The organism is Nonomuraea sp. CA-218870, from assembly GCF_050936535.1.
Classification (GTDB): domain Bacteria; phylum Actinomycetota; class Actinomycetes; order Streptosporangiales; family Streptosporangiaceae; genus Nonomuraea; species Nonomuraea corallina.
Map to the genome: position 1 here is coordinate 2,298,128 of NZ_JBNJMN010000001.1, position 21,822 is coordinate 2,319,949.

The 21,822-nt window shown below is 72.6% G+C and carries 18 protein-coding genes; 12 read left to right on the forward strand and 6 right to left on the reverse strand.

What is annotated here, in order from left to right; all coding sequences use genetic code 11:
• Positions 1-95: 95 nt before the first annotated feature.
• The 4 genes from iolD to iolC are packed head-to-tail and all read right to left on the reverse strand — an operon-like array spanning position 96 to position 4,658.
• A complete protein-coding gene (gene iolD, locus ACQEUU_RS11400) occupies positions 96-1,955 on the reverse strand; it encodes a 3D-(3,5/4)-trihydroxycyclohexane-1,2-dione acylhydrolase (decyclizing) (protein ID WP_433063983.1) in 1,860 nt (619 codons plus the stop codon).
• Positions 1,952-2,794, reverse strand: coding sequence for a 5-deoxy-glucuronate isomerase (gene iolB / locus ACQEUU_RS11405; RefSeq protein WP_433063986.1), 843 nt, complete (start codon positions 2,792-2,794; stop codon positions 1,952-1,954). The genes iolD and iolB overlap by 4 nt, the downstream gene beginning before the upstream one ends.
• Entirely contained in the window at positions 2,791-3,696 is a 906-nt protein-coding gene (locus ACQEUU_RS11410; RefSeq protein ID WP_433063989.1) for a Cgl0159 family (beta/alpha)8-fold protein, read from the reverse strand. The genes iolB and ACQEUU_RS11410 overlap by 4 nt, the downstream gene beginning before the upstream one ends.
• On the reverse strand, positions 3,693-4,658 hold the full coding sequence (iolC, locus tag ACQEUU_RS11415) for a 5-dehydro-2-deoxygluconokinase (protein WP_433063992.1): 966 nt from the start codon (positions 4,656-4,658) through the stop codon (positions 3,693-3,695). Before iolC ends, ACQEUU_RS11410 begins: the two co-directional genes overlap by 4 nt.
• Positions 4,659-4,895: 237 nt before the next feature.
• Between iolC and ACQEUU_RS11420 the strand changes: the two genes are divergently transcribed.
• Genes ACQEUU_RS11420 through ACQEUU_RS11455 form a run of 8 tightly spaced genes read left to right on the forward strand, consistent with a single transcriptional unit; the run spans position 4,896 to position 14,947 of the window.
• On the forward strand, positions 4,896-6,263 hold the full coding sequence (locus ACQEUU_RS11420) for an extracellular solute-binding protein (RefSeq protein ID WP_433063995.1): 1,368 nt from the start codon (positions 4,896-4,898) through the stop codon (positions 6,261-6,263).
• Positions 6,238-7,170 (forward strand): carbohydrate ABC transporter permease, encoded by a 933-nt coding sequence (locus tag ACQEUU_RS11425; protein WP_433063998.1) that lies wholly within the window; start codon positions 6,238-6,240, stop codon positions 7,168-7,170. Before ACQEUU_RS11420 ends, ACQEUU_RS11425 begins: the two co-directional genes overlap by 26 nt.
• Entirely contained in the window at positions 7,167-7,985 is an 819-nt protein-coding gene (locus ACQEUU_RS11430; RefSeq protein ID WP_433064001.1) for a carbohydrate ABC transporter permease, read from the forward strand. The genes ACQEUU_RS11425 and ACQEUU_RS11430 overlap by 4 nt, the downstream gene beginning before the upstream one ends.
• Before the next feature lies 1 nt (position 7,986).
• Positions 7,987-9,057 carry an ABC transporter ATP-binding protein gene (locus ACQEUU_RS11435; protein WP_433064004.1) on the forward strand — a complete coding sequence of 357 codons (1,071 nt, stop codon included), beginning with the start codon at positions 7,987-7,989 and terminating at the stop codon, positions 9,055-9,057.
• Complete coding sequence (locus ACQEUU_RS11440; RefSeq protein ID WP_433064006.1) at positions 9,054-10,244, forward strand: CehA/McbA family metallohydrolase; 1,191 nt, start codon at positions 9,054-9,056, stop codon at positions 10,242-10,244. The genes ACQEUU_RS11435 and ACQEUU_RS11440 overlap by 4 nt, the downstream gene beginning before the upstream one ends.
• Positions 10,235-11,128 (forward strand): TIM barrel protein, encoded by an 894-nt coding sequence (locus tag ACQEUU_RS11445; RefSeq protein WP_433064009.1) that lies wholly within the window; start codon positions 10,235-10,237, stop codon positions 11,126-11,128. The genes ACQEUU_RS11440 and ACQEUU_RS11445 overlap by 10 nt, the downstream gene beginning before the upstream one ends.
• A gap of 22 nt (positions 11,129-11,150) precedes the next feature.
• Positions 11,151-12,230, forward strand: a complete 1,080-nt coding sequence (locus tag ACQEUU_RS11450) for a Gfo/Idh/MocA family protein (protein ID WP_433064012.1) — start codon at positions 11,151-11,153, stop codon at positions 12,228-12,230.
• Positions 12,227-14,947, forward strand: a complete 2,721-nt coding sequence (locus ACQEUU_RS11455; RefSeq protein ID WP_433064014.1) for an alpha-mannosidase — start codon at positions 12,227-12,229, stop codon at positions 14,945-14,947. The genes ACQEUU_RS11450 and ACQEUU_RS11455 overlap by 4 nt, the downstream gene beginning before the upstream one ends.
• Before the next feature lie 59 nt (positions 14,948-15,006).
• Here ACQEUU_RS11455 and ACQEUU_RS11460 read toward each other — a convergent pair whose 3' ends face one another.
• Positions 15,007-16,464, reverse strand: a complete 1,458-nt coding sequence (locus ACQEUU_RS11460) for a PucR family transcriptional regulator (RefSeq protein ID WP_433064017.1) — start codon at positions 16,462-16,464, stop codon at positions 15,007-15,009.
• A 69-nt stretch (positions 16,465-16,533) separates the two neighbouring features.
• Between ACQEUU_RS11460 and speB the strand changes: the two genes are divergently transcribed.
• The 3 genes from speB to ACQEUU_RS11475 are packed head-to-tail and all read left to right on the forward strand — an operon-like array spanning position 16,534 to position 19,645.
• Positions 16,534-17,466 (forward strand): agmatinase, encoded by a 933-nt coding sequence (speB, locus tag ACQEUU_RS11465; protein WP_433064020.1) that lies wholly within the window; start codon positions 16,534-16,536, stop codon positions 17,464-17,466.
• Entirely contained in the window at positions 17,463-18,986 is a 1,524-nt protein-coding gene (locus ACQEUU_RS11470) for a purine-cytosine permease family protein (protein WP_433064023.1), read from the forward strand. The genes speB and ACQEUU_RS11470 overlap by 4 nt, the downstream gene beginning before the upstream one ends.
• 2 nt (positions 18,987-18,988) lie before the next feature.
• Positions 18,989-19,645 (forward strand): cyclase family protein, encoded by a 657-nt coding sequence (locus ACQEUU_RS11475; RefSeq protein ID WP_433064026.1) that lies wholly within the window; start codon positions 18,989-18,991, stop codon positions 19,643-19,645.
• Here ACQEUU_RS11475 and ACQEUU_RS11480 read toward each other — a convergent pair.
• Positions 19,628-20,122 carry an Lrp/AsnC family transcriptional regulator gene (locus ACQEUU_RS11480; protein ID WP_433064028.1) on the reverse strand — a complete coding sequence of 165 codons (495 nt, stop codon included), beginning with the start codon at positions 20,120-20,122 and terminating at the stop codon, positions 19,628-19,630. The two genes, ACQEUU_RS11475 and ACQEUU_RS11480, sit on opposite strands and share 18 nt — an antisense overlap.
• 230 nt (positions 20,123-20,352) lie before the next feature.
• Here ACQEUU_RS11480 and ACQEUU_RS11485 point away from each other — a divergent pair, with 230 nt between their 5' ends.
• A complete protein-coding gene (locus tag ACQEUU_RS11485; RefSeq protein ID WP_433064031.1) occupies positions 20,353-21,786 on the forward strand; it encodes a gamma-aminobutyraldehyde dehydrogenase in 1,434 nt (477 codons plus the stop codon).
• Positions 21,787-21,822: the final 36 nt, after the last annotated feature.

The following is a 21,822-nucleotide window of genomic DNA, read 5'->3' on the forward strand; positions in this document are numbered from 1 at the left end:
CCCCGAGCTCAGCCCCCCCGGACCATGGCCTTCCCCGGGGCGCGCACGGCAACCCTGCAGGTCACCGGCCCGTGACCGGGGACCCGGGCTCCCGGTCAGCCCGTCGGCGGGGCCAGACGGCGGTGCTGGTCGCGCTTGGCGGCCTCGTACGCGGTCCTGGCCGCGCGGGCCGCCTCGGTGCCGGAGACCTCGGCGACCGGGACGTCCCACCAGGCTTCCGAGGACGGGCTGTCGATCATCGGGTCGGTGCGCACGTACACGACCGTGACGCCGGTGGCCGCGCGGGCGGTGTCGAGCGCCTTGCGCAGCTCGGCGAGCGAGCCGGGACGCAGCACGGTCGCGCCGAGGCTGGCCGCGTTCGCGGCCAGGTCCACCGGCAGCGGCCCGCCGTCGTAGCGGCCCTCGCCCCGGTGGCGGTACGCGGTGCCGAGCCGTTCGGCCCCGACGCTCTCCGACAGCCGGCCGATGGAGGCGAAGCCGGCGTTGTCCACCAGCACCACGGTCAGCTTGACGCCCTCGGCGACGGCCGTGACCAGCTCCTGGGCCATCATCAGGTACGAGCCGTCGCCGACCATGACGAAGACCTCGCGCTCCGGGGCGGCCAGCTTGACCCCGAGCCCGCCGGCGATCTCGTAGCCCATGCACGAGTAGCCGTACTCGACGTGGTAGCTCCCCGGCCCGCTGGGCCGCCAGAGCTTGTGCAGGTCGCCGGGCATGGACCCGGCCGCGCAGACGACGACGCCGTCGTCGCCGGCCGCCGCGTTCACCGCGCCGATCACGGCCGGCTGCGGCAGCGGGTCGCCGTCCAGCGCGTACGCCGCGTCGACGGCGCGGTCCCAGGCCCGCGACAGCTCGGCGGCGCGGGCCCGGTACGCCTCGCCGGTGGACCGGCCCGCGCACGCGGCCGCCAGGTCGGTCAGCCCTTCGCGGGCGTCGGCGACCACGTGCAGCCCGGACATCTTGGCGGCGTCGAAGCCGGTGATGTTGAGGTTGACGAACCGGGCCTCCGGCGCGAACAGCGAGTGGGAGGCGGTGGTGAAGTCGCTGTAGCGGGTGCCGATCCCGATGACCAGGTCGGCCTCGCGGGCCAGCGCGTTGGCGGCCGTGGTGCCGGTGGCGCCGATCGCGCCCATCGCCATCGGGTGACCGTACGGCAGCGCGCCCTTGCCGGCCTGCGTCTCGGCGACCGGCACGCCGAACGTCTCGGCGAAGGCCCGCAGCTCCCCGGTCGCCTCGCTGTAGATCACGCCGCCGCCGGCCACGATCAGCGGCCGGGACGCGGCCTTGACCAGCTCGGCGGCCCGGGTCAGCGCCGCGCGTCCGGGCCGGGGCCGGGGGACGTGCCAGACGCGCCGGGCGAACAGCTCGTCGGGCCAGTCGGCGGCCTCGGCCTGCACGTCCTGCGGCAGCGCCAGCGTCACCGCGCCCGTCTCGGCGGGGTCGGCGAGCACCCGCATGGCCGCCAGCAGCGCCGGCGGGAGCTGCTCGGGCCGGTTGACCCGGTCCCAGAAGCGGGAGACGGGCCGGAGGCAGTCGTTCACCGAGACGTCGTACGAGCGCGGGTCCTCCAGCTCCTGCAGCACCGGGCTGGCCACCCGGGTGGCGAAGATGTCGCCGGGCAGCAGCAGCACGGGCAGCCGGTTGATGGTCGCCGCGGCCGCTCCGGTCACCATGTTGGTGGCGCCGGGGCCGATCGAGGTGGTGCAGGCCAGGGTCGACAGCCGGTTGCGGGCCCGCGCGTAGGCGGCGGCGGTGTGCACCATGGCCTGCTCGTTGCGGCTGAGGTAGTAGGGCAGGTCGGCGCCGGAGGCGGCGAGCGCCTGGCCGACGCCGGCCACGTTGCCGTGGCCGAAGATGCCGAGGACGCCGCCGAACATCCGGTGTTCGGCGCCGTCGCGCTCGATGTGCTGGGCGGCGAGGAAGCGCACCACAGCCTGGGCCACCGTCAGTCTCACTGGGTCCTCCCGAAGGGCAGCCTGGGGTCGATCTCCTGGCCGTCCCAGTTGGCGCGGATCCAGGCGTGCCGCGGGTCGTCGCAGAACGCCATGGACCGCTCCTCGGCGGGTCCGGCCAGCACGTTCAGGTAGTAGAGGTCGTAGCCGGGGGCGGCCATGGACGGGCCGTGGTAGCCGTACGGCACCAGCACCACGTCGCCGGAGCCGACCTCGGCCAGGGTGTCGATCCGCCCCCGCTCGGAGGAGTAGACGCGCTGGTAGCCGAGCCCCTGGTCGGCCACCTCGAAGTAGTAGACCTCCTCCAGCACCGCCTCGCCGGGGTTGGCCGTGTCGTGCTTGTGCGGCGGGTAGGACGACCAGTTGCCGCCGGGGGTGAGCACCTCCACGGCGACGAGCTTGTCGCAGGCGAAGACTTCGGGCGCGGCGAAGTTGTTCACCTGGCGGCTGGCGCGGCCGGCGCCGCGCAGCTCCACCGGCACCTCGCCGGCCGGCACGTGGCGCGGCTCCAGGCGGCGGGTGGCGCGCGCGGAGGGCAGCGCGATCCGGCCGGCGCCGGTCAGCGTCACCTGCTCATGAATCGGGATATAGGCGAAATCGGAGGGTCCGGCGAACACCGACGGCCGCCCGGCCAGCTCGAACACCTGAGAGCCGCCGACCGTCACCGCGCACGACCCCGACAGCGGCAGGACGATCATCTCCTCCTCGCCCGTGCCGAACGACACCGGCGCCCCGGTCAGATCCACCACCCGCAGCCCCGCGTAGTCCCACCCGGCCAGCGACGGCGTGATCTCCACGGCCCACGGCCCGCTCGCCGCCTCACCGTACGGAAAGAATGTCATGACCCCACCTCTCGGACCAGCGCGGCGGCGCCGTCCACGGCGGCGGCGACGTCGTCGTCCGGAGGGTAGAGCAGGGCCCGCCCGACGACGAGCCCCCGCACCCCCGGCAGGCGCAGCGCCCGCCCCCAGTCGGCGAAGGCGGCCGCCGCGTCCGGCGGATCCCCGCCGAGCAGCAGCGCCGGCAGCGTGGTGGCGGCCATCACCCGCTCCATCTCGGCCACCGCCGGGATCTTCAGCCAGGTGTAAGCGGAGGTGACGCCGAGCGCCTGGGCCACGCTGATGGCGCGGATCACCGCGTCGGGGGACAGGTCGTTGCGGACCGACCCGGTCTCGGTGCGCGTCGTCCAGAACGGCTCCACCATCGCCACCAGCTGCCTCCTGGCCAGCTCGGTGACGGCGCGGGCGCAGGATTCCAGCGTGTCGACGCTGGCGTGGTCGGTCGGGTCGATGCGGCACAGCATCTTGCCGCCGTCGAGCCGCATCTGGTCGATGGCGGTCGCGTCGTAGCCGGTGAACCGGTCGTCCAGCTCGAACACCGAGCCCTGCAGCCCGCCCCGGTTCATCGAGCCGAAGGCCAGCCTGTCCTCCAGCGCGCCGAGCAGCAGCAGGTCCTCCAGCACGTCGGGCGAGGCGAGGATGCCGTCGACGCCCGGCCGGGCCAGCGCCACCTGCAGCCGGTCCAGCAGGTCGAACCGGCTGGCCATGGCCAGCGGCCGGTCCCGGACGGCCAGCGAGCCGCGCGCCGGGTGGTCGGCCGCGATGATCAGCAGCCGTCCGCCCTCGCCGGGCAGCTCCCGCCGCCGCCTGCGGGCCGCCGCCTGGGCGATCTCCCCTGGATCGGTGGCGCGGATGCGGGTCAGCCGGTCGTAACGACTGATCCCGGGCAGGGTGACGTCGCTCAAGGACGCACCTCGCTCCCGGAGCCGGCGGCGGGCCGGTCGCCGAGCAGGGCCAGCACCTCGTCGGTGGACGGCATGGCCTCCGCGCACGCCAGGCGGGCCGCGACGTGCGCCCCCGCCGCGTTGGCGAAGCGCACCGTACGCTCCAGCGGCCAGCCGCGCACCAGCCCGAGGCAGACCGCCCCGCCGAAGGCGTCACCCGCTCCCAGCCCGTTGACCACCTCGACCCGGACCGGCCCGGCCACCACGTGCTCGTCCTTGGTGCGGGCCAGCACCCCGTCGGGGCCCATCTTCACGATCGCCACCTCCATGCCGGCGTCGAGCAGCGCCCGCGCCGCCGCCTCCGGGTCTCGGGTGCCGACGGCGATCTCGACCTCGTCGAGGTTGCCGACGGCCACGTTGGCGTACGGGAGCGCCTCCCGGTACGCGCGCTCGGCGGCCTGCCGGGACTCCCACAGCATCGGCCGGTGGTCCAGGTCGAACACCGTCCACCCGGACGACCGGGCCGCCAGCGCCGCGGCGTGCGCCGAGCGGCTGGGCTCCTGGCTCAGCCCGGTCCCGGTGAACCAGAGGACCCGCGTCTCACGGACGGCCTTCAGGTCCAGGGACTCGGGGGTGATCCGCAGGTCAGGCGGATGCTCACCCCGGTAGAAGTAGATGGGGAAGTGGTCAGGCGGGAAGATCTCGCAGAACGTGACCGGGGTGGGCGGGCCCTCGACCGTCCCCACGTAGACGTCGTCGACACCGAATCCGCGGATCGCCTGCCGTACCCACTGCCCGAAGGGGTCGGCCCCCACGGCGGTCACCACGGCGGGCCGCAGTCCGTGACGGGCCGCGGCGACCGCGACGTTCGTCGGGCTGCCGCCGAGGAACTTACCGAAGGACTCGACGTCGATCAGGCTTACGCCGGTCTGCAGCGGGTAGATGTCGACGCCGCAGCGTCCCATCGTGATCAGGTCGAACAACGCACCTCCACAGCTGGAGCTTCCGGGCAGACACTATGGCATATTGTCATGACATATAGATGTCCGCTATGTTTCTCACCGTGCCCGAGACCGATTTCCTGATGACCCCCACGGGCACGCTCCCGGAAATCAGCCAGGACTGTACGTCATATACATGTCATGACATATTGGCCCTGACTTCCTCCCTACAGGATGTGTCGGAGGGTTTGCAGAATGGTGCGGAAAAGGTCGATAGGTGTGGTCGCGGTGCTCACCGCCTCCGCGCTGGGTCTGGCCGCCTGCGGCCAGTCGTCCGGTGACGGCGGCGAAGGCGGCGCCATCGAGCTGACGATCACCCAGAACGCCATCGCCGGCGGCAAGAACGCGGCGGCGGCCGACCACATCGCCAACTGGGTGATCCCCAAGTTCGAGGAGGCCCAGAAGGCCAAAGGGAAGAACGTCACGGTCAGGTTCATCCCCAGCGGCGTCGACGACGAGCAGTACAAGACCAAGCTCTCCCTTGACCTGAAGTCAGGCAAGGGGGCCGATGTGATCGACATCGACGGCATCTGGGCGGGCGAGTTCGCCGAGGCGGGCTACATCAAGCCGCTGGCGGAGGTCGCCGGGCCGGCGGCCGACAGCTGGGAGGGCTGGCAGCAGATCCCGGAGGCCGTCCAGGGCCTGGCCACCTTCAACGGCAAGAAGTACGCCCTGCCCATCGGCACCGACGGCCGCGTCCTGTACTTCAACAAGACCCTCTTCGGCAAGGCCGGGCTGCCCGCCGACTGGCAGCCGACGAGCTGGCAGGAGATCCTCGACGCGGGCGCCAAGCTCAAGTCGTCCGGCGTCCCGGTGCCGATCCAGATCAACGCCGGCACCGCCATGGGCGAGGCCACCACCATGCAGGGCGTGCTCCCGCTGCTGGCCGGCGCGGGCGGCGAGGTCCAGCGGGACGACAAGTGGACCGGCGCCTCGCAGCCGCTGAAGGACACCCTCGGCCTCTACCAGAAGGTCTACGGCGGCGGCCTCGGCGACCCCAAGCTCCAGCAGGAGGCCAAGGGCCGCGACAAGTCGTTCCAGCAGTTCGCCGAGGGCAAGATCGGCATCCTGCTGGAGGGCGACTACTTCTGGCGCGGCGTGGTCAACCCCAAGACCGGCGTCGCCCCGATGACCGACCGCGACCAGGCCGTCGGCTACGCCAAGATCCCGGCGATCGAGCCCGGCAAGGGCATCAGGGGGCAGGACTTCGTCAGCATGTCCGGCGGCGCGTTGCGTACCCTCAACCCCAGCTCCAAGCACCCGAAGGAGGCCTTCGAGCTGCTGGCCTTCACGCTGTCGGCGGAGGCGCTGAAGGAGGAGACCAAGGACGGCAACGTGCGGATCACGCCGCGCTCCGACGTCAACAAGGAGATCCTGGCCGGTGAGCCGCTGCTGACGTTCATCTCCGAGCAGGTCCTCCCGCTGACGGCCTACCGGCCGCCGGTGGCGGTCTACCCGCAGGTGTCGGTGGCGCTGCAGGAGGCGACGGCCGCGGTGGCCGGTGGCACGGCGGCCGACCAGGCGGCGGCCGACTACCAGAAGAAGCTCGAAGGAATCGTCGGTGGCGCGAACAACGTCGCCTCCTGATCCGAAGGTCCTCGACGCGACGCCCGCCCGCGGCTACAGCTCCGACGCCGCGGGCCTGGGCAGGCTGCGGGCGGGGGCCTTCGTGGCGCCCGCCCTGGCGCTCATCGCGGTCTTCCTGGTCTTCCCGGCGCTGTGGGTCATCTACCTGGGGTTGATGAACTACCGGCTGACCGGGATCGCCGCGGCCGAGCCGAAGTTCGTCGGCGTGGACAACTACCTCAGAGCGCTCGCGGATCCGGGGTTCTGGAACTCCACGGTGCTGACCTTCCAGTTCGTGCTGGGGTCGGCCGTCATCGGGCAGGTGCTGCTCGGCTTCACGCTGGCCTGGCTGATGCGCAACCGCCGCGGCGCGCTCAAGAGCGTGGTCGAGGGCGTGGTGATCCTGGCCTGGATCCTGCCGAGCGCGGTGGTCGCGTTCCTGTGGGTGGCGCTGCTCGACCGCGACAGCGGCACGCTCAACGCGATGCTGGGCATCCCGGGCTTCGCCTGGCTGCTCGACCACCCGATGCTGTCGATCATCATCTTCAACACCTGGCGCGGCACCGCGTTCTCGATGATGCTGTACGGCGCGGCGCTCGGGAACGTGCCGCCCTCGCATCTGGAGAGCGCGCGGCTGGCCGGGGCGTCCGGCTGGCAGCAGTTACGTGACGTGGTCTTCCCGCACATCCGCGGCCACATCCTGACCAACCTGCTGCTGATCAGCCTGTGGACGTTCAACGACTTCGGGCCGTTCCTGCTCACCGCGGGCGGGCCGGAGAACAAGACCGAGATCCTGGCCGTGTACGTCTACAAGACCGCGCTGCAGAGCGGCGACCTGGGTTACGGCGCCGCGATCTCCACGATCATCCTGCTGATCAACCTGGTCGTGGCGATCTTCTACCTACGGCTGCTCAGGAGGAGGAGATGACGCGGTTCGTCGCCGGCCGGATCGGCTTCTACACGCTGGTCGCGCTGCTGCTGGCCTTCTTCACGATCCCGCTGCTCTGGCTGGCCTCGGCGCCGTTCACCTCCAACCCCACGTACGAGGTCCGGCTGCCGGACTTCACCTGGGAGAACTTCCAGATCATCCTGGAGCACCCGTACGCGCTGGGGTCGCTGGTCAACTCGCTGATCCTGGCGATCGGCACCGCCGTGCTGGTGGTGGTGATGTCGGCGCTGGCGGCGTACGCGCTCAGCCGGGTGCGGCTGCCGGGGCGCGACGCCCTGCTGTACGCGCTGCTGCTGCTGTCGTCGATCATCACGGGCACGGCGGCGATGGTGCCGCTGTTCCAGCTCGCCATCGAGCTCGGCCTGATCGACTCGCACACCGGCCTGATCCTGATCATGACCGGAGGGCTGCTGCCCGCCGCGATCTTCATGATCAAGGACTTCATGGACACCACGCCCAAGTCGTACGAGGAGTCCGCGCGGGTCTTCGGCGCCTCGCCGTTGCAGATCGTCTGGCACGTGGTCGTCCCGGTGGTCCGGCCCGGCCTGGCGACGATCGCGGTGTGGACGATCGCCAACGTGTGGGGCAACTTCCTGATGCCGTACCTGCTGCTCAGCGACGTCGAGAAGCAGCCCGCCGCGGTGATCATGTACACCCTCTACACCGAGGGCGGCCAGGCCAACCTCAAGGTGCTGTCCACGTTCGGCCTGCTCTACTCGGTCCCCGTGGTGCTCATGTACCTGTTCGTCAGCAAGAAGTACGGCTTCCGCTTCCACGGAGGGATCAAGCGCTGAAATGGCCGCAATCGAACTTCGGGGCCTGACCAAGGTCTATCCCGGTGGGGTGAAGGCGCTCGACTCGCTGGACCTGACCGTCCCCGACGGCGAGTTCTTCGCCCTGCTCGGCCCCTCGGGCTGCGGGAAGACGACGCTGCTGCGTACCATCGCGGGCCTGGAGGTGGCGACCGGCGGCGCGGTCGTCATCGGCGGGCGCGACGTGACGTCCGTGCAGCCGGGCGGCCGTGACGTCGCCATGGTCTTCCAGGACTACGCGCTGTTCCCGCACATGGACGTCACCGACAACATCGCCTACCCGCTGCGGATCAAGAAGGTGTCCAAGGACGACCGCCGGGCCAAGGCGACGGAGGTGGCCGCCAGGCTGGGCCTGGAGCGGTTGATGGACCGGCGGCCGGGCCAGCTCTCCGGCGGGCAGCAGCAGCGGGTCGCGCTGGCCCGGGTGATGGCCACGCAGGCGCAGGCGTTCCTGTTCGACGAGCCGCTGTCCAACCTGGACGCCCGGCTCCGCCTGGAGGCCCGCACGTTCCTCAAGAAGCTCCAGCGGGAGCTGGGCGTCACCACCGTGTTCGTCACCCACGACCAGGCCGAGGCGCTGGCCATGGCCGACCGGATGGCGATCATGGAGGCGGGGCTCATCCGCCAGATCGGCACCCCGTCCGAGGTGTTCCAGCGGCCCGCCAACACCTTCGTCGCCGGGTTCATCGGCTCCACCCCGATGAACCTGCTGGACGCCGTGTGCCGGGGTGACACCCTGGAGGTGGCCGGGTGCAAGGTGCCCGTCCCCGCCTCGGCGGAAGGACTGCTGGTCGACGGGGAGGAACTGGTGTACGGCGTACGTCCCGAATACACCACCTACCAGGCCGGGACCGTCGAGGACGGCCTGACCGGGAACGTGGTCATCCTGGAGAACCTCGGCGCCTCCCACCTGGTCACGCTCGACGTGGGCGGGGTCATGGTGCAGGCCGTGGTGCCCGAGGGGCGCGAGCCCGCGCTGGGCGAGCAGGGCGCCGTGGTGCCCCGGCGCGACCGCGCGCTGGTCTACCGCGACGGCGAACTGGTGGCCGCATGACCGTCATCAGGGGCCGCTGGAGTCTGGACGACCGGCTGGAGCGCATCCTGAGGGAGGTGCCGTTCGAGGTGCCGGCGGGCACCGCGGCGGTGACCGTCCGGCTGTCGTACGACCGGTCCCGGGGGGTGCTCGACCTGGGCTGCGCCGGGCCGCGCGGCTTCCGAGGCTGGTCCGGCGGGGCGCGCGACGAGTATACGATCGCCCCCGGCTGGGCGACGCCCGGCTACCTGCCCGGCGAGCCCGAGACCGGGGAGTGGCGGGTGTGGCTGCGCCTGCACCGGATCCCGCCGCAGGGCCTGGACTACACGCTGGAGATCCGTACCGAGACGGCGGCGCCGGCGCCTCCGCAGGAGGAGGCCGGGCCGGCGCACGGCGAGCGGCCGCCCCGGCGCGACATCCCCGGCGTCGACGGCCTGCGCTGGCTCGCCGGCGACTTCCACGCCCACACCGTGCACAGCGACGGGCAGCTCACCGTCGCCGAGCTGGCCGAGCTGGCCCGCGGCCGCGGCCTGGACTTCCTGGCCGTCACCGATCACAACACGGTCAGCCACCATCCCGAGCTGGCCAAGACCGACCGGGGGATCGCGCTGCTGCCCGGCCAGGAGGTCACCACCGACCGCGGGCACGCCAACGTGTTCGGCGACGTCGGCTGGGTCGACTTCCGGCAGCCGGCCGACTCCTGGGTGGCGCACGCCGAGCGCGCGGGCGGGCTCGTCTCCATCAACCACCCGCTCGCCGCCGACTGCGCCTGGCTGCTGCCGTTCACCCACCGGCCCAAGGTCGCCGAGGTGTGGCACTCCGGCTGGTGGGACCGCCGCTGGGGCGCGCCCCTGGCCTGGGCCGACGCCTGGCGGCCCGACGTGGTGGCGATCGGCGCCAGCGACTTCCACCGGCCCGGCGCCGACGGCCTGCCCGGCTCGCCCACCACCTGGGTCCTGGCCGAGGACGCCGGCGCGGTGTTCGCCGCCGTCGCCGAGGGCCGCACCGCCGTCTCCGCCGGGCCCGACGCCCCGCTGCTGCTGCGCCTGGGCGACGAACTTCTCGCCCTGGACGCCGACGGCCTCGTCCTGGTCCGTCCCGGCGGCGAGCGCCTGGTCATCCGCGGTGACCGGGTGCTGCTCCCCGCCGTCGCGGGACGTCACCGCCTGGAAACCTACGAGAACGAGGTGATGGCGCTATGCGCCTGATCAGTGTCGCCAACGCCCCGGTGAGCTTCGGGGTGTTCGAGCTGAGTGACGCGCCGCCGCCGCTGACCTCCGCCGAGATGGTCTCAGCCATCGCCGGGGCCGGCTACGACGGCATCGACCTCGGGCCCCTCGGCTACCTGGGCACCAAGGACGACCTGGCCGACCGGCTGGGCGGGCTGCTGCTCGCCGGCGGCTGGGCCGACCTGCGCTTCGGCGACGCGGACGCGTTCGCTCAGGGGCTGGCCGCGCTGGACGCCACGCTGGAGGTGTTCGCCGCCGCGCCGCCCGCGCCGGACCACCTCAGGCCCCGGCCGACGCTCGGCTGCTCCGGTGCGCCCGCGCGCTTCGCCCGCCCCGGAGGGAACGCTCCAGGGCTGGAGCCGGGGGAGTGGCCCGGCTACGCCGCCCGCGTCCAGGAGGCGGTCCGGCGCTGCCGCGACGCCGGCTTCGAGCCCGCCTTCCACCACCACCTCGGCACCTACGTCGAGACCCCGCAGGACGTGGAGCGGCTGCTGGAGCTGACCGACGTGCGGCTCTGCCTCGACACCGGCCATCTGCTGCTGGCCGGGGGAGACCCGGTGACGGCGCTGCGCGACTGGTCGGACCGGATCGGCCACGTGCACGTCAAGGACGGCGACCGGACGATCATGGCCAAGGCCCTGGCCGACGGCGCGGACCTGCGTGAGCTGATGGGGCGCGGCGGCTTCGCCCCGCTCGGCGAGGGCGAGCTGGACCTGTCCGGCGTGGTGCGGACGCTCGACGAGATTGGCTACACCGGCTGGGTGATCATCGAGCAGGACACGCTCCCCGGCAGACGGTCAGTTGCGCGGAACATCACCGATCAAGCCGCCAACCGCGAGAAGCTACGGGAACTCGGACTTTGACGTCACGCTGGAGGATCCAGTCTTGAAGATCGCCCTTGTCGGGTGCGGCGCCGTCACGCAGGCGGTGTACGCGCCGCTGCTGTCGCGCCGACGCGACCTGTTCGAGGTGACGGCCGTCTGCGACCTGTCGCGGACGCTCGCCGACGCCGTCGGTGACCGCCTCGGCGCGCCCGGCAGACACACCTCGCTCGACGCGATGCTGGACGCCGGGGGTTTCGAGGCCGTGCTCGTGCTCGCCTCCGGCTCCCACGGCGACACCGTGCGGCGCGCGCTGGCGGCGGGTCACGCCGTGCTCTGCGAGAAGCCGCTGGCGCTGACCCGGGCCGAGGTGGCCGCGCTGCCCGAGGGCCGGCTCATGGTCGGCTACATGAAGCAGTACGACCCGGCCGTGCGCCGGGCGGAGGCGCTGCTGGCCGAGCTGGGCGGGCCGGAGGCCATCAGGTCCGTCGAGGTGACCGTGCTGCACCCCAGCGGGGAGTCGCAGCTCGCCTTCGCCAACCTCATCCGGGCCGGCGACGTGCCCGCCGACCTGGTGGCCAGGCTGCGCGAGCAGGAGGACGCCCTGGTGTCGCGGGCGCTCGGCGAGCAGGCGCCCGCGCCGGTCCGCGCGCTGTACGCGGTCACGCTCGGCTCCATCTGCCACGACCTGTCGCTGCTGCGCCGCCTCACCGGCTCGCCGGCCGAGATCGGGCACGTGGAGACGTGGGGGAACGCGCCCGGGTCGGTGGAGATCTCCGGGCCGCTCCCGGCCGCCGGGCGGTTCTCCATCCGGTGGCACTACCTGGAGGACTATCCCGCGTACCGGGAGACGGTGGCCGTCCACCACGACGCCGGCACGCTGGAGCTGGCCTTCCCCGCGCCCTACCTGATGAACGCGCCCACGGTCCTCACCGTGGTGTCCGGCGGGGAGAGCCGCACGGAGTGGCGTGAGGTGACCGAGGCGTTCGAGGTCCAGCTGGCCGCCTTCCACGCCTTCGCCGACGGCGGCGAGCCGCCGCTCACCGGGCGCGCGGGCGCCCTGGAGGACATCGTCACCGCCCAGCGCGTCGCCGCCCGCTACGCCGTACAGCACGGACTGCCGATCGGAGGGGAAGCAGCGTGAGCGCAGGGTTCACCGGGACGACCGGAGAGACCGGTGAGAACGGGCAGATCGTCGTCGTCCCGCACACGCACTGGGACCGGGAGTGGTACGAGCCGTTCCAGCGGTTCCGGCTGCGGCTGGTCGCGCTGATGGACGAGGTGCTCGACACGATGGAGCGCGAGCCCGCCTACCACTTCACCCTCGACGGGCAGCTGGCCTGCGTCGACGACTATCTGGAGGTGCGGCCGGAGAACCGCGACCGGGTGGCCGCCCTGGTCGAGTCCGGCAGGCTCGCGGTGGGGCCGTGGCAGATCCTGCTGGACGAGTTCCTCTGCTCGGGCGAGAACATCGTGCGCAACCTGGAGCTGGGCATGGCCAGGGCGGACAAGCTCGGCGGCGCCATGCCGGTCGGCTACCTGCCCGACATGTTCGGCCACACGGCGCAGATGCCGCAGATCCTGCGCCGGGCCGGGCTCGCGCACGCCTGCGTCTACCGGGGTGTGCCGTCGTCGGTGACCACCGACGCGTTCGCCTGGGTCGCCCCCGACGGCACCGCGGTCCGCGCCCAGTACCTGCCCGCGGGCGGCTACGGCAACGGCGCCCACCTGTTCGAGGACCCGGAGCGGCTGGCCGAGCGCGGCGCCGCCTTCGTCTCGACCATGCGCCGCTGGCACGGCCCCGACGGGCCGCTGCTGGCGATGTACGGCACGGACCACTCGGCCCCGGTGCGCGGCCTGCCCGGGATGGTGGCCGGGCTCGGCGCCCGGATGGACACCCTGTCCGGCTACGTCACCGCCCACCCGGCCGACGTCGACGGGCTGCCCCGGGTGGTGGGCGAGCTGCGCTCGCACGCGCGGGCCAACATCCTGCCCGGCGTCATCTCCGTACGCCCGGCCGTGAAGCAGGCCATGGGCCGCGCCGAGCGGATGGTCGAACGCTACGCCGAGCCGCTGGCAGCGCTCTGGGGCGCCGAGTGGCCCGGCCGCTTCCTCGACATGGCCTGGTGGCGGCTGGTCGACGCCAGCGGCCACGACTCGGTGACCGGCTGCGGCGTCGACGAGACCGCCCAGCAGGTCGCCGCCCGCATCGCCGAGGCCGAGCACCTCGGCCACGCCGTGCGCGACATGGTCACCGCCCGGCTGGCCGCCTCCGTCCCGTCCGGCGGCGTGCTGGTGGTCAACCCGACCTCCGCCACCCGGCGGGCCGTGGTGCTGCTCGACGTGGCGGGCGAGGACCCGATCGTCGACGCGACCGGCGCCCGGGTGCCGGTCCAGCCGCTGGAGTACGCGCCGACGCTGCTGCTCGACGAGGAGATGGACCCCGCCACGGCGCTCACCTTCGTCCACGGCACCGAGCTGTACGGGCAGCACATCACCGGCTGGTCCGTCGAGGACGGCGTGCTGACGTTCACCGTCGCCCGCGAGTCGCGGCTGCCGTTCGACGTCGGCCAGGTGCGCGAGGCGCTCGCCGGGGTCACCCGGGTGCGCATCCTCGCCGAGCCGCGCCGGACCGTGGCCGCGCTGGTGGAGGCGCCGCCGCTCGGCCACACCAGCGTGCGGCCGGTCCCGGACGACGGCGCCGCCGGCGGGCCGCCGTCGTCGGTCCCGCCGGTGCGGGCCGCGGACCGGGTGCTCGACAACGGGCTGCTCCGCGTCGAGGTGGCCCGCGACGGCACCCTCAGCCTCACCGGGGCCCACGGCGTCACGCTCAGCGGAGCCGGCCGCATCGTCGACGGCGGCGACGTGGGCGACAGCTACAACTACGCGCCCCCGGCCGAGGACCGGCTGGTCCGCGAGCCGGAGTCGGTGCACGTCCAACTGGTGTGCGCCGGGCCGCTGGTGGCCGCGTACGACGTGTGGCGGGCCTACCGGTGGCCGGCCGCGGGCGACGGGGTCGAGGGCACGCCGGAGATCCCCGCGCGCTCCCGCACCGACGCGACCGAGGAGATCGCCGTCCGCACGCGGGTCGAGCTGCGGGCGGGCGAGCCGTTCGCCCGGCTCACCGTGGACTTCGACAACCGGTGCGCCGACCACCGGGTGCGGCTGCACGTGCCGCTGCCCGAGCGGACCGGCGTCTCCCACGCCGAAGGCCAGTTCGCGGTCGTCACCCGCGGGCTCGCCCCAGAAGCCGGCTGCGGCGAGGAGCCGCTGCCCACCTACCCGGCCTCCTCCTGGGTGGCCGCCGGGGGAGTGGCGGCGCTGCTGGAGCACGTCACCGAGTACGAGCTGGTCGACGACGGCGGCGAGCTGGCGCTCACGCTGCTGCGCTCGGTCGGCTACCTGTCGCGCAACCGGCACGCGCTGCGGCCCGAGCCGGCCGGTCCCCAGCTGCCCACCCCGATGGCGCAGTCGCGCGGGCTGCGGTCGGTGTCGCTGGCGCTGATGCCCTACGCCGGGACGTGGGAGGCGGTGCCGGCGGCGGCCGAGGAGTTCCGCCACGACCTGGTGACCGTGGCGGGCGCCGGCGACCCGTCGCTCCCGCTGCCCGCGCCCGCCGCCGGGCTCTCGGTCACGGGCGACGGCGTGGTCATGACCTCGCTGCGGCTGCGCGACGACTGGAAGGAGCTGCGGGTGGTGGCGCTCACGGACAGCCCCACGCAGGCGCTCGTGACGGGCGGCTTCACCCGTGCCCGGCGCGCCGACCTGCGCGGCCGGCCGGGCGACGCCCTGGAGGTCGCGGACGGCGCCCTGCGCCTGCCGCTGAAGGCCTGGGAGATCGCCACCGTGCAGCTGTCCTGAGGCGGCCCGCTCATCCCTGGCGGATGTCCACTGGTCCAGCCGTCATCGTGCGGCTGTTGTCAAGGCAGGCCGAGCTGGCGGGCGGCCTGGAGGGCGAGCCACACCTCGGCGAACGCGGCCGTCGAGGTGAGGTCGCGCCCGGTGAGCGCCGCGAACCGGCGCAGCCGGTAGGCCAGCGTGTTGGGATGGATGTGCAGCAGCGCCGCCGTGTCGTCGGACCGGCGGTCGTGCTCCATCCAGACGCGGACCGTGGTCAGCAGGTGGGAGTCGTGCGCGGCGTCGTAGGCGAGCACCTCGCCCAGGACGTGGTCCACCAGGGCGGCCAGGGTGTCGGTGTCCTCCGGCAGCCACCGGCCCGTCGGGTCCTTGCCGTAGACGACCATCGGCTGCCCCGACTCCACGGCCCGGGTGGCCGCCCAGACGGCCTCGCGCCTGGCCACGCGGGTGGAGGCGCCGGGCGGGAACGGCCGGCTCATGCCCGCGCGGGCGTCCGGGAGCTCGGAGATCGGCCCGGCCAGGGACGGCGGGCCGAGCACGTACAGGTCGTCGCCCCGGCGCAGCAGCAGGTGCGGGTGGTCGGCCAGCGCCCGCCGCAGGCCGTCGTCGCCGGCGGCGCGCACCACGACGAGCACCACGTCGGCCTCCAGCGGCAGCCCCAGCCGGGCCAGGCGGCGGCGCGCGGTGGCCGGGTCGAGCACGTCCTGCAGCAGCTCCGAGAGCGTCTCGGCGCCCTCGCGGCGCAGCGTCTCGCGCTCGTTGCGGGCCATGGCGACCTGGAGCGCGGCCACGGTGGCGATGTGCTGGACCACGGCCAGCCCGGCCGGGCGGGCGCCCTCGCGCTCGAACGCGACCAGGAACCCGGCGGGGCCGCCGGGCGCGGGCACCGGCAGCACGAAGCCGCCGGGGATCGTCGGCGGCGCGTCAGGCTCGGCGGGCAGCACGTCCGGTGACGGCGGCACGGGCACGCCGGGCAGCAGCGGCCGCCCCTGCGGGGTGCACAGGAACACCTGGTAGCCCGACAGCCGCTCCAGCCGTCTGAACAGGGTCGCCGTGTCGAGGTCCTCGGCCGCCAGCCAGCGCAGCGCCCCGAACACCTGGAGCTGCGCCCCCAGCCGGTGGCGGGCGTCCTCCTGCGCGGCCGCCGCCACCTCCTGGGAGACGGCGATGAACGGCACCGCCAGCGGCACCTCCAGCACCGGCATGCCGCGCCGCTCCGCCGTCTCGAAGAACGCCCGGTGCAGCGGCGGCACGTGCAGCTGCGCCGACAGGGCCAGCGCCGAGACGCCGGCGTCGTCCAGCCGCTCCAGGTAGGCGCGCTGGTCGGCGGCGGAGCGGGGCACGCCGATGCCGGTCGTCATGATCATCTCGGCGCCGAGCAGCCACGGTGTCGGGTCGGTCAGCTCGCTCACGTGCGCCCAGGAGACCGACCGCCCGAGCCCCGCCTCGCCCGCCAGCAGGCGCAACTGGAGGGCGGGCGAGCGCAACAGGTCGAGCACCGTCACCTTGTGGTCAGCCACAACCCCCACTGTAGGACTTCGTGACGATTCCAATTGCCGCAGGTCAGAGGCGTAACATTGACTGTGCGCATGACAAAAGGCCCCGTCGACTCCGCCAGAGTCCCCCGTTTCGCCGGGCCCGCCACCTTCGCCCGCCTGCCTCGCATCGACGAGGTCGAGCGCGCGGACGTGGCCGTCGTGGGCGTGCCGTTCGACAGCGGCGTCTCCTACCGCCCCGGCGCCAGGTTCGGACCCGCCGCGGTCCGCGAGGCGTCGCGGCTGCTGCGGCCCTACCACCCCGGGCTGGACGTCTTCCCGTTCGAGCGGGTCCAGGTGGTGGACGCGGGGGACATCGCCGTCAACCCGTTCCGCATCGAGGAGGCGATCGAGAGCATCGAGGAGGCGGCGGGCGCGCTGGACGCCCGGCTCGTCACCATCGGCGGCGACCACACGATCGCGCTGCCGCTGCTCCGCGCCGCCGCCCGGCGGCACGGGCCGGTCGCGCTGCTGCACTTCGACGCCCACCTGGACACCTGGGACACCTACTTCGACGCCGCGTACACGCACGGCACCCCCTTCCGGCGCGCGGTCGAGGAAGGGCTGCTCGACACCGAGGCGCTCGGCCACGTCGGCATCCGCGGCCCGCTGTACGGCAAGAAGGACCTCGACGACGACCGGCGCCTCGGCTTCGGCCTCGTCACCGCGGCCGACGTGCTGCGGCGCGGCCTGGACGAGGTGATCGAGGCGCTGCGTCAGCGCATCGGCGACCGCCCCCTGTACGTGTCGGTCGACATCGACGTGCTCGACCCGGCGCACGCCCCCGGCACCGGCACCCCGGAAGCGGGCGGGCTCACCAGCCGCGAGCTGCTGGAGATCCTGCGCGGCCTGGCCGGGTGCCGCCTCATCGGAGCGGACGTGGTCGAGGTGGCCCCCGCCTACGACCACGCCGAGATCACCTCGGTCGCCGCCTCCCACGTCGCCTACGACCTTGTCAGCCTCCTGGCCCTGCGGGAGAACACATGAGCACCGCCATCACGGAGATCGAGACCCGCGGCATCGACCGCATCCCCGACGCCGAGCGCACCGCCCGCCCGGTGGACCTGTTCAGGGTGTCCTTCGGCGGCGCGAACACGTTCGCCACGTGCGTGCTCGGCGCCTTCCCCATCCTGTTCGGCCTGTCGTTCTGGCAGGGGCTCGCCGCGACCGTGCTCGGCCTGCTGGTCGGCGCGCTCATCCTGGCGCCGCTGTCGCTGTTCGGGCCGCTCAACGGCACCAACAACGCCGTCTCCTCCTCCGCCCACCTGGGCGTGCACGGCCGGATCGTGGGCTCGTTCCTGTCGCTGCTGACGGCGATCGCGTTCTTCTCCATCTCCGTGTGGTCCTCCGGGGACGCGCTGGTCGGCGGCGCCCACCGGCTCGTCGGGCTGCCGGAGTCGGACTTCACCTACGGGGTCGCGTACGCGATCTTCGCGGGCCTGGTGCTCGTGGTGTGCGTGTACGGCTTCCGGTTCATGCTGTTCGTCAACAAGATCGCCGTGGTGGCGGCGTCGGCGCTGTTCGTGCTGGGCGTGTTCGCGTTCGCCGGCGACTTCGACCCGTCCTACCCCGGCGTGCTGGCGCCCGGCGACCCGCTGTTCTGGCCGTCGTTCGTCGGCGCGGCGCTGATCGTGCTGTCGAACCCGGTCTCGTTCGGCGCCTTCCTCGGTGACTGGTCGCGCTACATCCCGGCCGGCACCCCGCGCGGCCGGGTGATGGGGGCCGCGTTCCTGGCGCAGGCGTCCACGATCCTGCCGTTCTTCTTCGGCCTGGCCACCGCGTCGATCATCGCCACCAAGGCCGCCGCGTACATGGACCCGGCCGCGCCCAACTACGTCGGCGGCCTGCTGGCCATCGCGCCGGGCTGGTACTTCGTGCCCGTCTGCCTGATCGCGCTGATCGGCGGCATGTCCACCGGCACGACCTCGATGTACGGCACCGGGCTGGACTTCTCCAGCGTGTTCCCGAGCTTCACGCGGGTGCGGGCGACGCTGTTCATCGGCTCGCTGTCGATCCTGTTCGTCTTCATCGGCCGCTTCACGTTCAACCTCACGCAGAGCATCTCCACCTTCGCCACCCTGATCATCACCTGCACGGCCCCGTGGATGGTGATCATGATGCTCGGGTACGTGACCCGCCGCGGCTGGTACGACCCCGAGGCGCTGCAGGTGTTCAACCGGCGGCAGCGGGGCGGGCGCTACTGGTTCAGCCACGGCTGGAACTGGCGCGGCCTGACCGCCTGGCTGGTCTCGGCGCTGCTCGCGCTGACCACCGTCAACCTGCCCGGGCAGTTCGTCGGGCCGCTCGGCGACCTGGCCGGCGGGGTGGACGTGTCGCTGCCGCTCGGCCTGGTCACGGCGGCGGTGCTCTACCTGGTCCTGCTGCGGCTCTTCCCCGAGCCGCGCGAGGTGTACGGGCCGCTGGGCCCGCGCTGGGTGCGCACGGCGGACACGCCGGTGCCGCCGATCGTGCCCGCCACCGTCCCCGCGCCCGCCTCGACCGTGTGAGGATGACGGCCATGGAGCTGGTCGACCTGTCGGTGCCGATCGTCACCGGGATGCCCGTCTATCCAGGCGATCCGGAGGTGACGATCGAGCCGGCGCTGACCGCCGGCCGCGACGGGGTCAACGTCCTGGCCGTGCATCTGGGCTCGCAGTCCGGGACCCACGTGGACGCGCCGTTCCATCTGGACGACACCCTGCCCGACCTGGACGAGCTTCCGCTGGAGCGGTTCGTGGGGCCCGCCGTGACGGTCGACGCCCGGGGGCTCGCCCCGGGCGCGGCCATCGGGCCCGACCTCTTCCGGGGCGAGCTCGGCCGCATCGTGCTCGTGGCCACCGGGTGGTCGGCCCACTGGGGGACTCCGGCGTACCTCGGTCATCCTCATCTGACCGAGGAGGCGGCGCGGCTGCTGGTGGAGCGGGGCGTGCGGACCGTCGGGATCGACGCGCTGAGCGTCGATCCCACCCCGGCGCGGGACCTCCCCGCGCACCGGGTGCTCTGCGGGGCGCACGCCGTCATCGCGGAGAACCTCAAAGGGCTCGGCCGGCTGCTGGAGGCGCAGGCGTCGGGCCGGTCCGTCGAGGTGTCGATGCTGCCGATCAGGCTGGCGGGCGCCGACGGGGCGCCGGTCAGGGCGGTGGCGCGGCTATCGGGTGCCCCATGAGTAGGTCTGCTTGCGCAGCTTGAGATACACGAAGGACTCGGTGCCGCGGACCGCGGGGATGGCCCTGATCTTGCTGAGGATCTCCAGCAGATGACGGTCGCCCTCGCACACCACCTCGACGATCAGGTCGAAGGAGCCCGCGGTGAGAACCACGTAGTCGATCTCCTCTATAGCCGCCAGCTCGTCGGCGACCGACTCCAGGTCGCCCTCGCAGGTGACGCCGATCATGGCCTGGCGCGGGAAGCCGAGCGTCAGCGGGTCGGTGACGGCGACGATCTGCATGACACCGGCCTCCTGCAGCCGCTGGACCCGCTGGCGGACCGCGGCCTCCGACAGGCCGACGGCCTTGCCGATCGCGGCGTACGGTCTACGCCCGTCGGACTGGAGCTGCTCGATGATCTGCTTGGACAGTTCGTCGAGCACGACCGATCCGGTGGCAGCGTCCTTGCTGCGGCGTACGCGCGGCGGCGTGGTCATGTCGAGGGATCCTCCAACCGGCCGGCATGTTACGGAGGCGTTCCCTCCGGGTTGCCGTCCTGGTGCGACATGGTGTCAGTTCTGGACGATCTGTCAAGCGATTTCGTAGCGATTTGGTATCTTCGCCACGAAATCCCTTGTTTAGATGCGGTTACTCTGTAAGAGTCACCGCAACCTCAACCACCTGCGGCAACACCACCTCAGCAGCCATCTCAACAGGAGGTCATCCCTTGACCGTCCGTCTGCAGAACTTCGTCAACGGTGAGTTCGTGGACGCCAAGAGCGGCCGATTCTCCGACGTCATCGACCCGTGCACCGGAGAGGCCTACCTGCAGGCCCCGATCTCCGGCCCCGAGGACGTGGACGCCGCCTTCGCGGCCGCGGCCGCCGCGTTCGAGTCGTGGGGCGCCACCACCCCGGGCGAGCGGGCCAACCTGCTGCTCAAGGTCGCCGACGCCATCGAGGCGCGGGCCGACGAGATCAACGAGGCGGAGTGCCGCAACACCGGGAAGCCGCTCGCCCGCATGGCCGAGGACGAGACCCCCGTGGCGGCCGACCACTTCCGCTTCTTCGCCGGCGCGGCCCGCACGCTCGAAGGCCCCACGGCCGGTGAGTTCCTCGCCGACCACACCAGCGTCATCCGGCACGAGCCGATCGGCGTGATCGGCCAGGTCACGCCGTGGAACTACCCGATGATGATGGCCGTCTGGAAGATCGCCCCCGCGCTCGCCGCCGGCAACACCGTCGTGCTCAAGCCGTCCGACACCACCCCGGCCTCCACGCTCAAGCTCGCCGAGATCATCGGCAGCGTCCTCCCGCCCGGCGTCTTCAACGTCGTCACCGGCGACCGCGAGACCGGCGCCACCGTGGTGAGCCACCCGACCGCCGCGATGGTGGCGATCACCGGTTCGGTCGGCGCGGGCATGTCCGTGGCCAAGAGCGCCGCCGACGACCTCAAGCGGGTCCACCTGGAGCTCGGCGGCAAGGCCCCGGTCGTGGTCTTCGAGGACGTGAAGGACCTGGCCAAGGCCGCCCAGGACATCGCCGTCGCCGGCCTCTACAACGCCGGCCAGGACTGCACCGCCGCCTGCCGGGTGCTGGTCCAGGAGAGCGTGCACGACGAGTTCGTGGCCGCGCTGGCCGAGGCCGCCGCCGCCACGGTGACCGGCGACCTGTCCAACGAGGACGCGCTGTACGGTCCGCTCAACAACGAGAACCAGCTCGCCCGCGTCCAGGGCTTCATCGACCGCGCCCCCGCGCACGCCAAGGTGCTCACCGGCGGGCAGCGGGTCGGCGACCGCGGCTACTTCTTCGCCCCCACCGTCGTCGACGGGCTCAAGCAGGACGACGAGATGGTGCAGAACGAGGTGTTCGGCCCGGTCATCACCGTCCAGACCTTCACCGACGAGGCCGACGCGCTGGCCAAGGCCAACGACGTCAGGTACGGCCTCAGCGGCTCGGTGTGGACCTCCGACCACGGCCGCGCCATGCGGATGTCGAACAAGCTCGACTTCGGGGTGGTCTGGGTGAACACCCACATCCCGTTCGTCTCGGAGATGCCGCACGGCGGCTTCAAGCACTCCGGGTACGGCAAGGACCTCTCGGTGTTCGGCCTGCACGACTACACCAGGGTCAAGCACGTCATGCACTACATCGGCGAGTAGTACGAAATATCGCGATAAGCAAGTACAAAGGGAACC

Coding starts and splice junctions, on each gene's coding strand:
- iolB (WP_433063986.1), bottom strand. CDS start 2,794: ATGACATTCTTTCCGTACGGTGAGGCGGCGAGCGGGCCGTGGGCCGTG.
- ACQEUU_RS11430 (WP_433064001.1), top strand. CDS start 7,167: ATGACGCGGTTCGTCGCCGGCCGGATCGGCTTCTACACGCTGGTCGCG.
- ACQEUU_RS11435 (WP_433064004.1), top strand. CDS start 7,987: ATGGCCGCAATCGAACTTCGGGGCCTGACCAAGGTCTATCCCGGTGGG.
- ACQEUU_RS11440 (WP_433064006.1), top strand. CDS start 9,054: ATGACCGTCATCAGGGGCCGCTGGAGTCTGGACGACCGGCTGGAGCGC.
- ACQEUU_RS11445 (WP_433064009.1), top strand. CDS start 10,235: ATGCGCCTGATCAGTGTCGCCAACGCCCCGGTGAGCTTCGGGGTGTTC.
- speB (WP_433064020.1), top strand. CDS start 16,534: ATGACAAAAGGCCCCGTCGACTCCGCCAGAGTCCCCCGTTTCGCCGGG.
- ACQEUU_RS11470 (WP_433064023.1), top strand. CDS start 17,463: ATGAGCACCGCCATCACGGAGATCGAGACCCGCGGCATCGACCGCATC.
- ACQEUU_RS11475 (WP_433064026.1), top strand. CDS start 18,989: ATGACGGCCATGGAGCTGGTCGACCTGTCGGTGCCGATCGTCACCGGG.
- ACQEUU_RS11480 (WP_433064028.1), bottom strand. CDS start 20,122: ATGACCACGCCGCCGCGCGTACGCCGCAGCAAGGACGCTGCCACCGGA.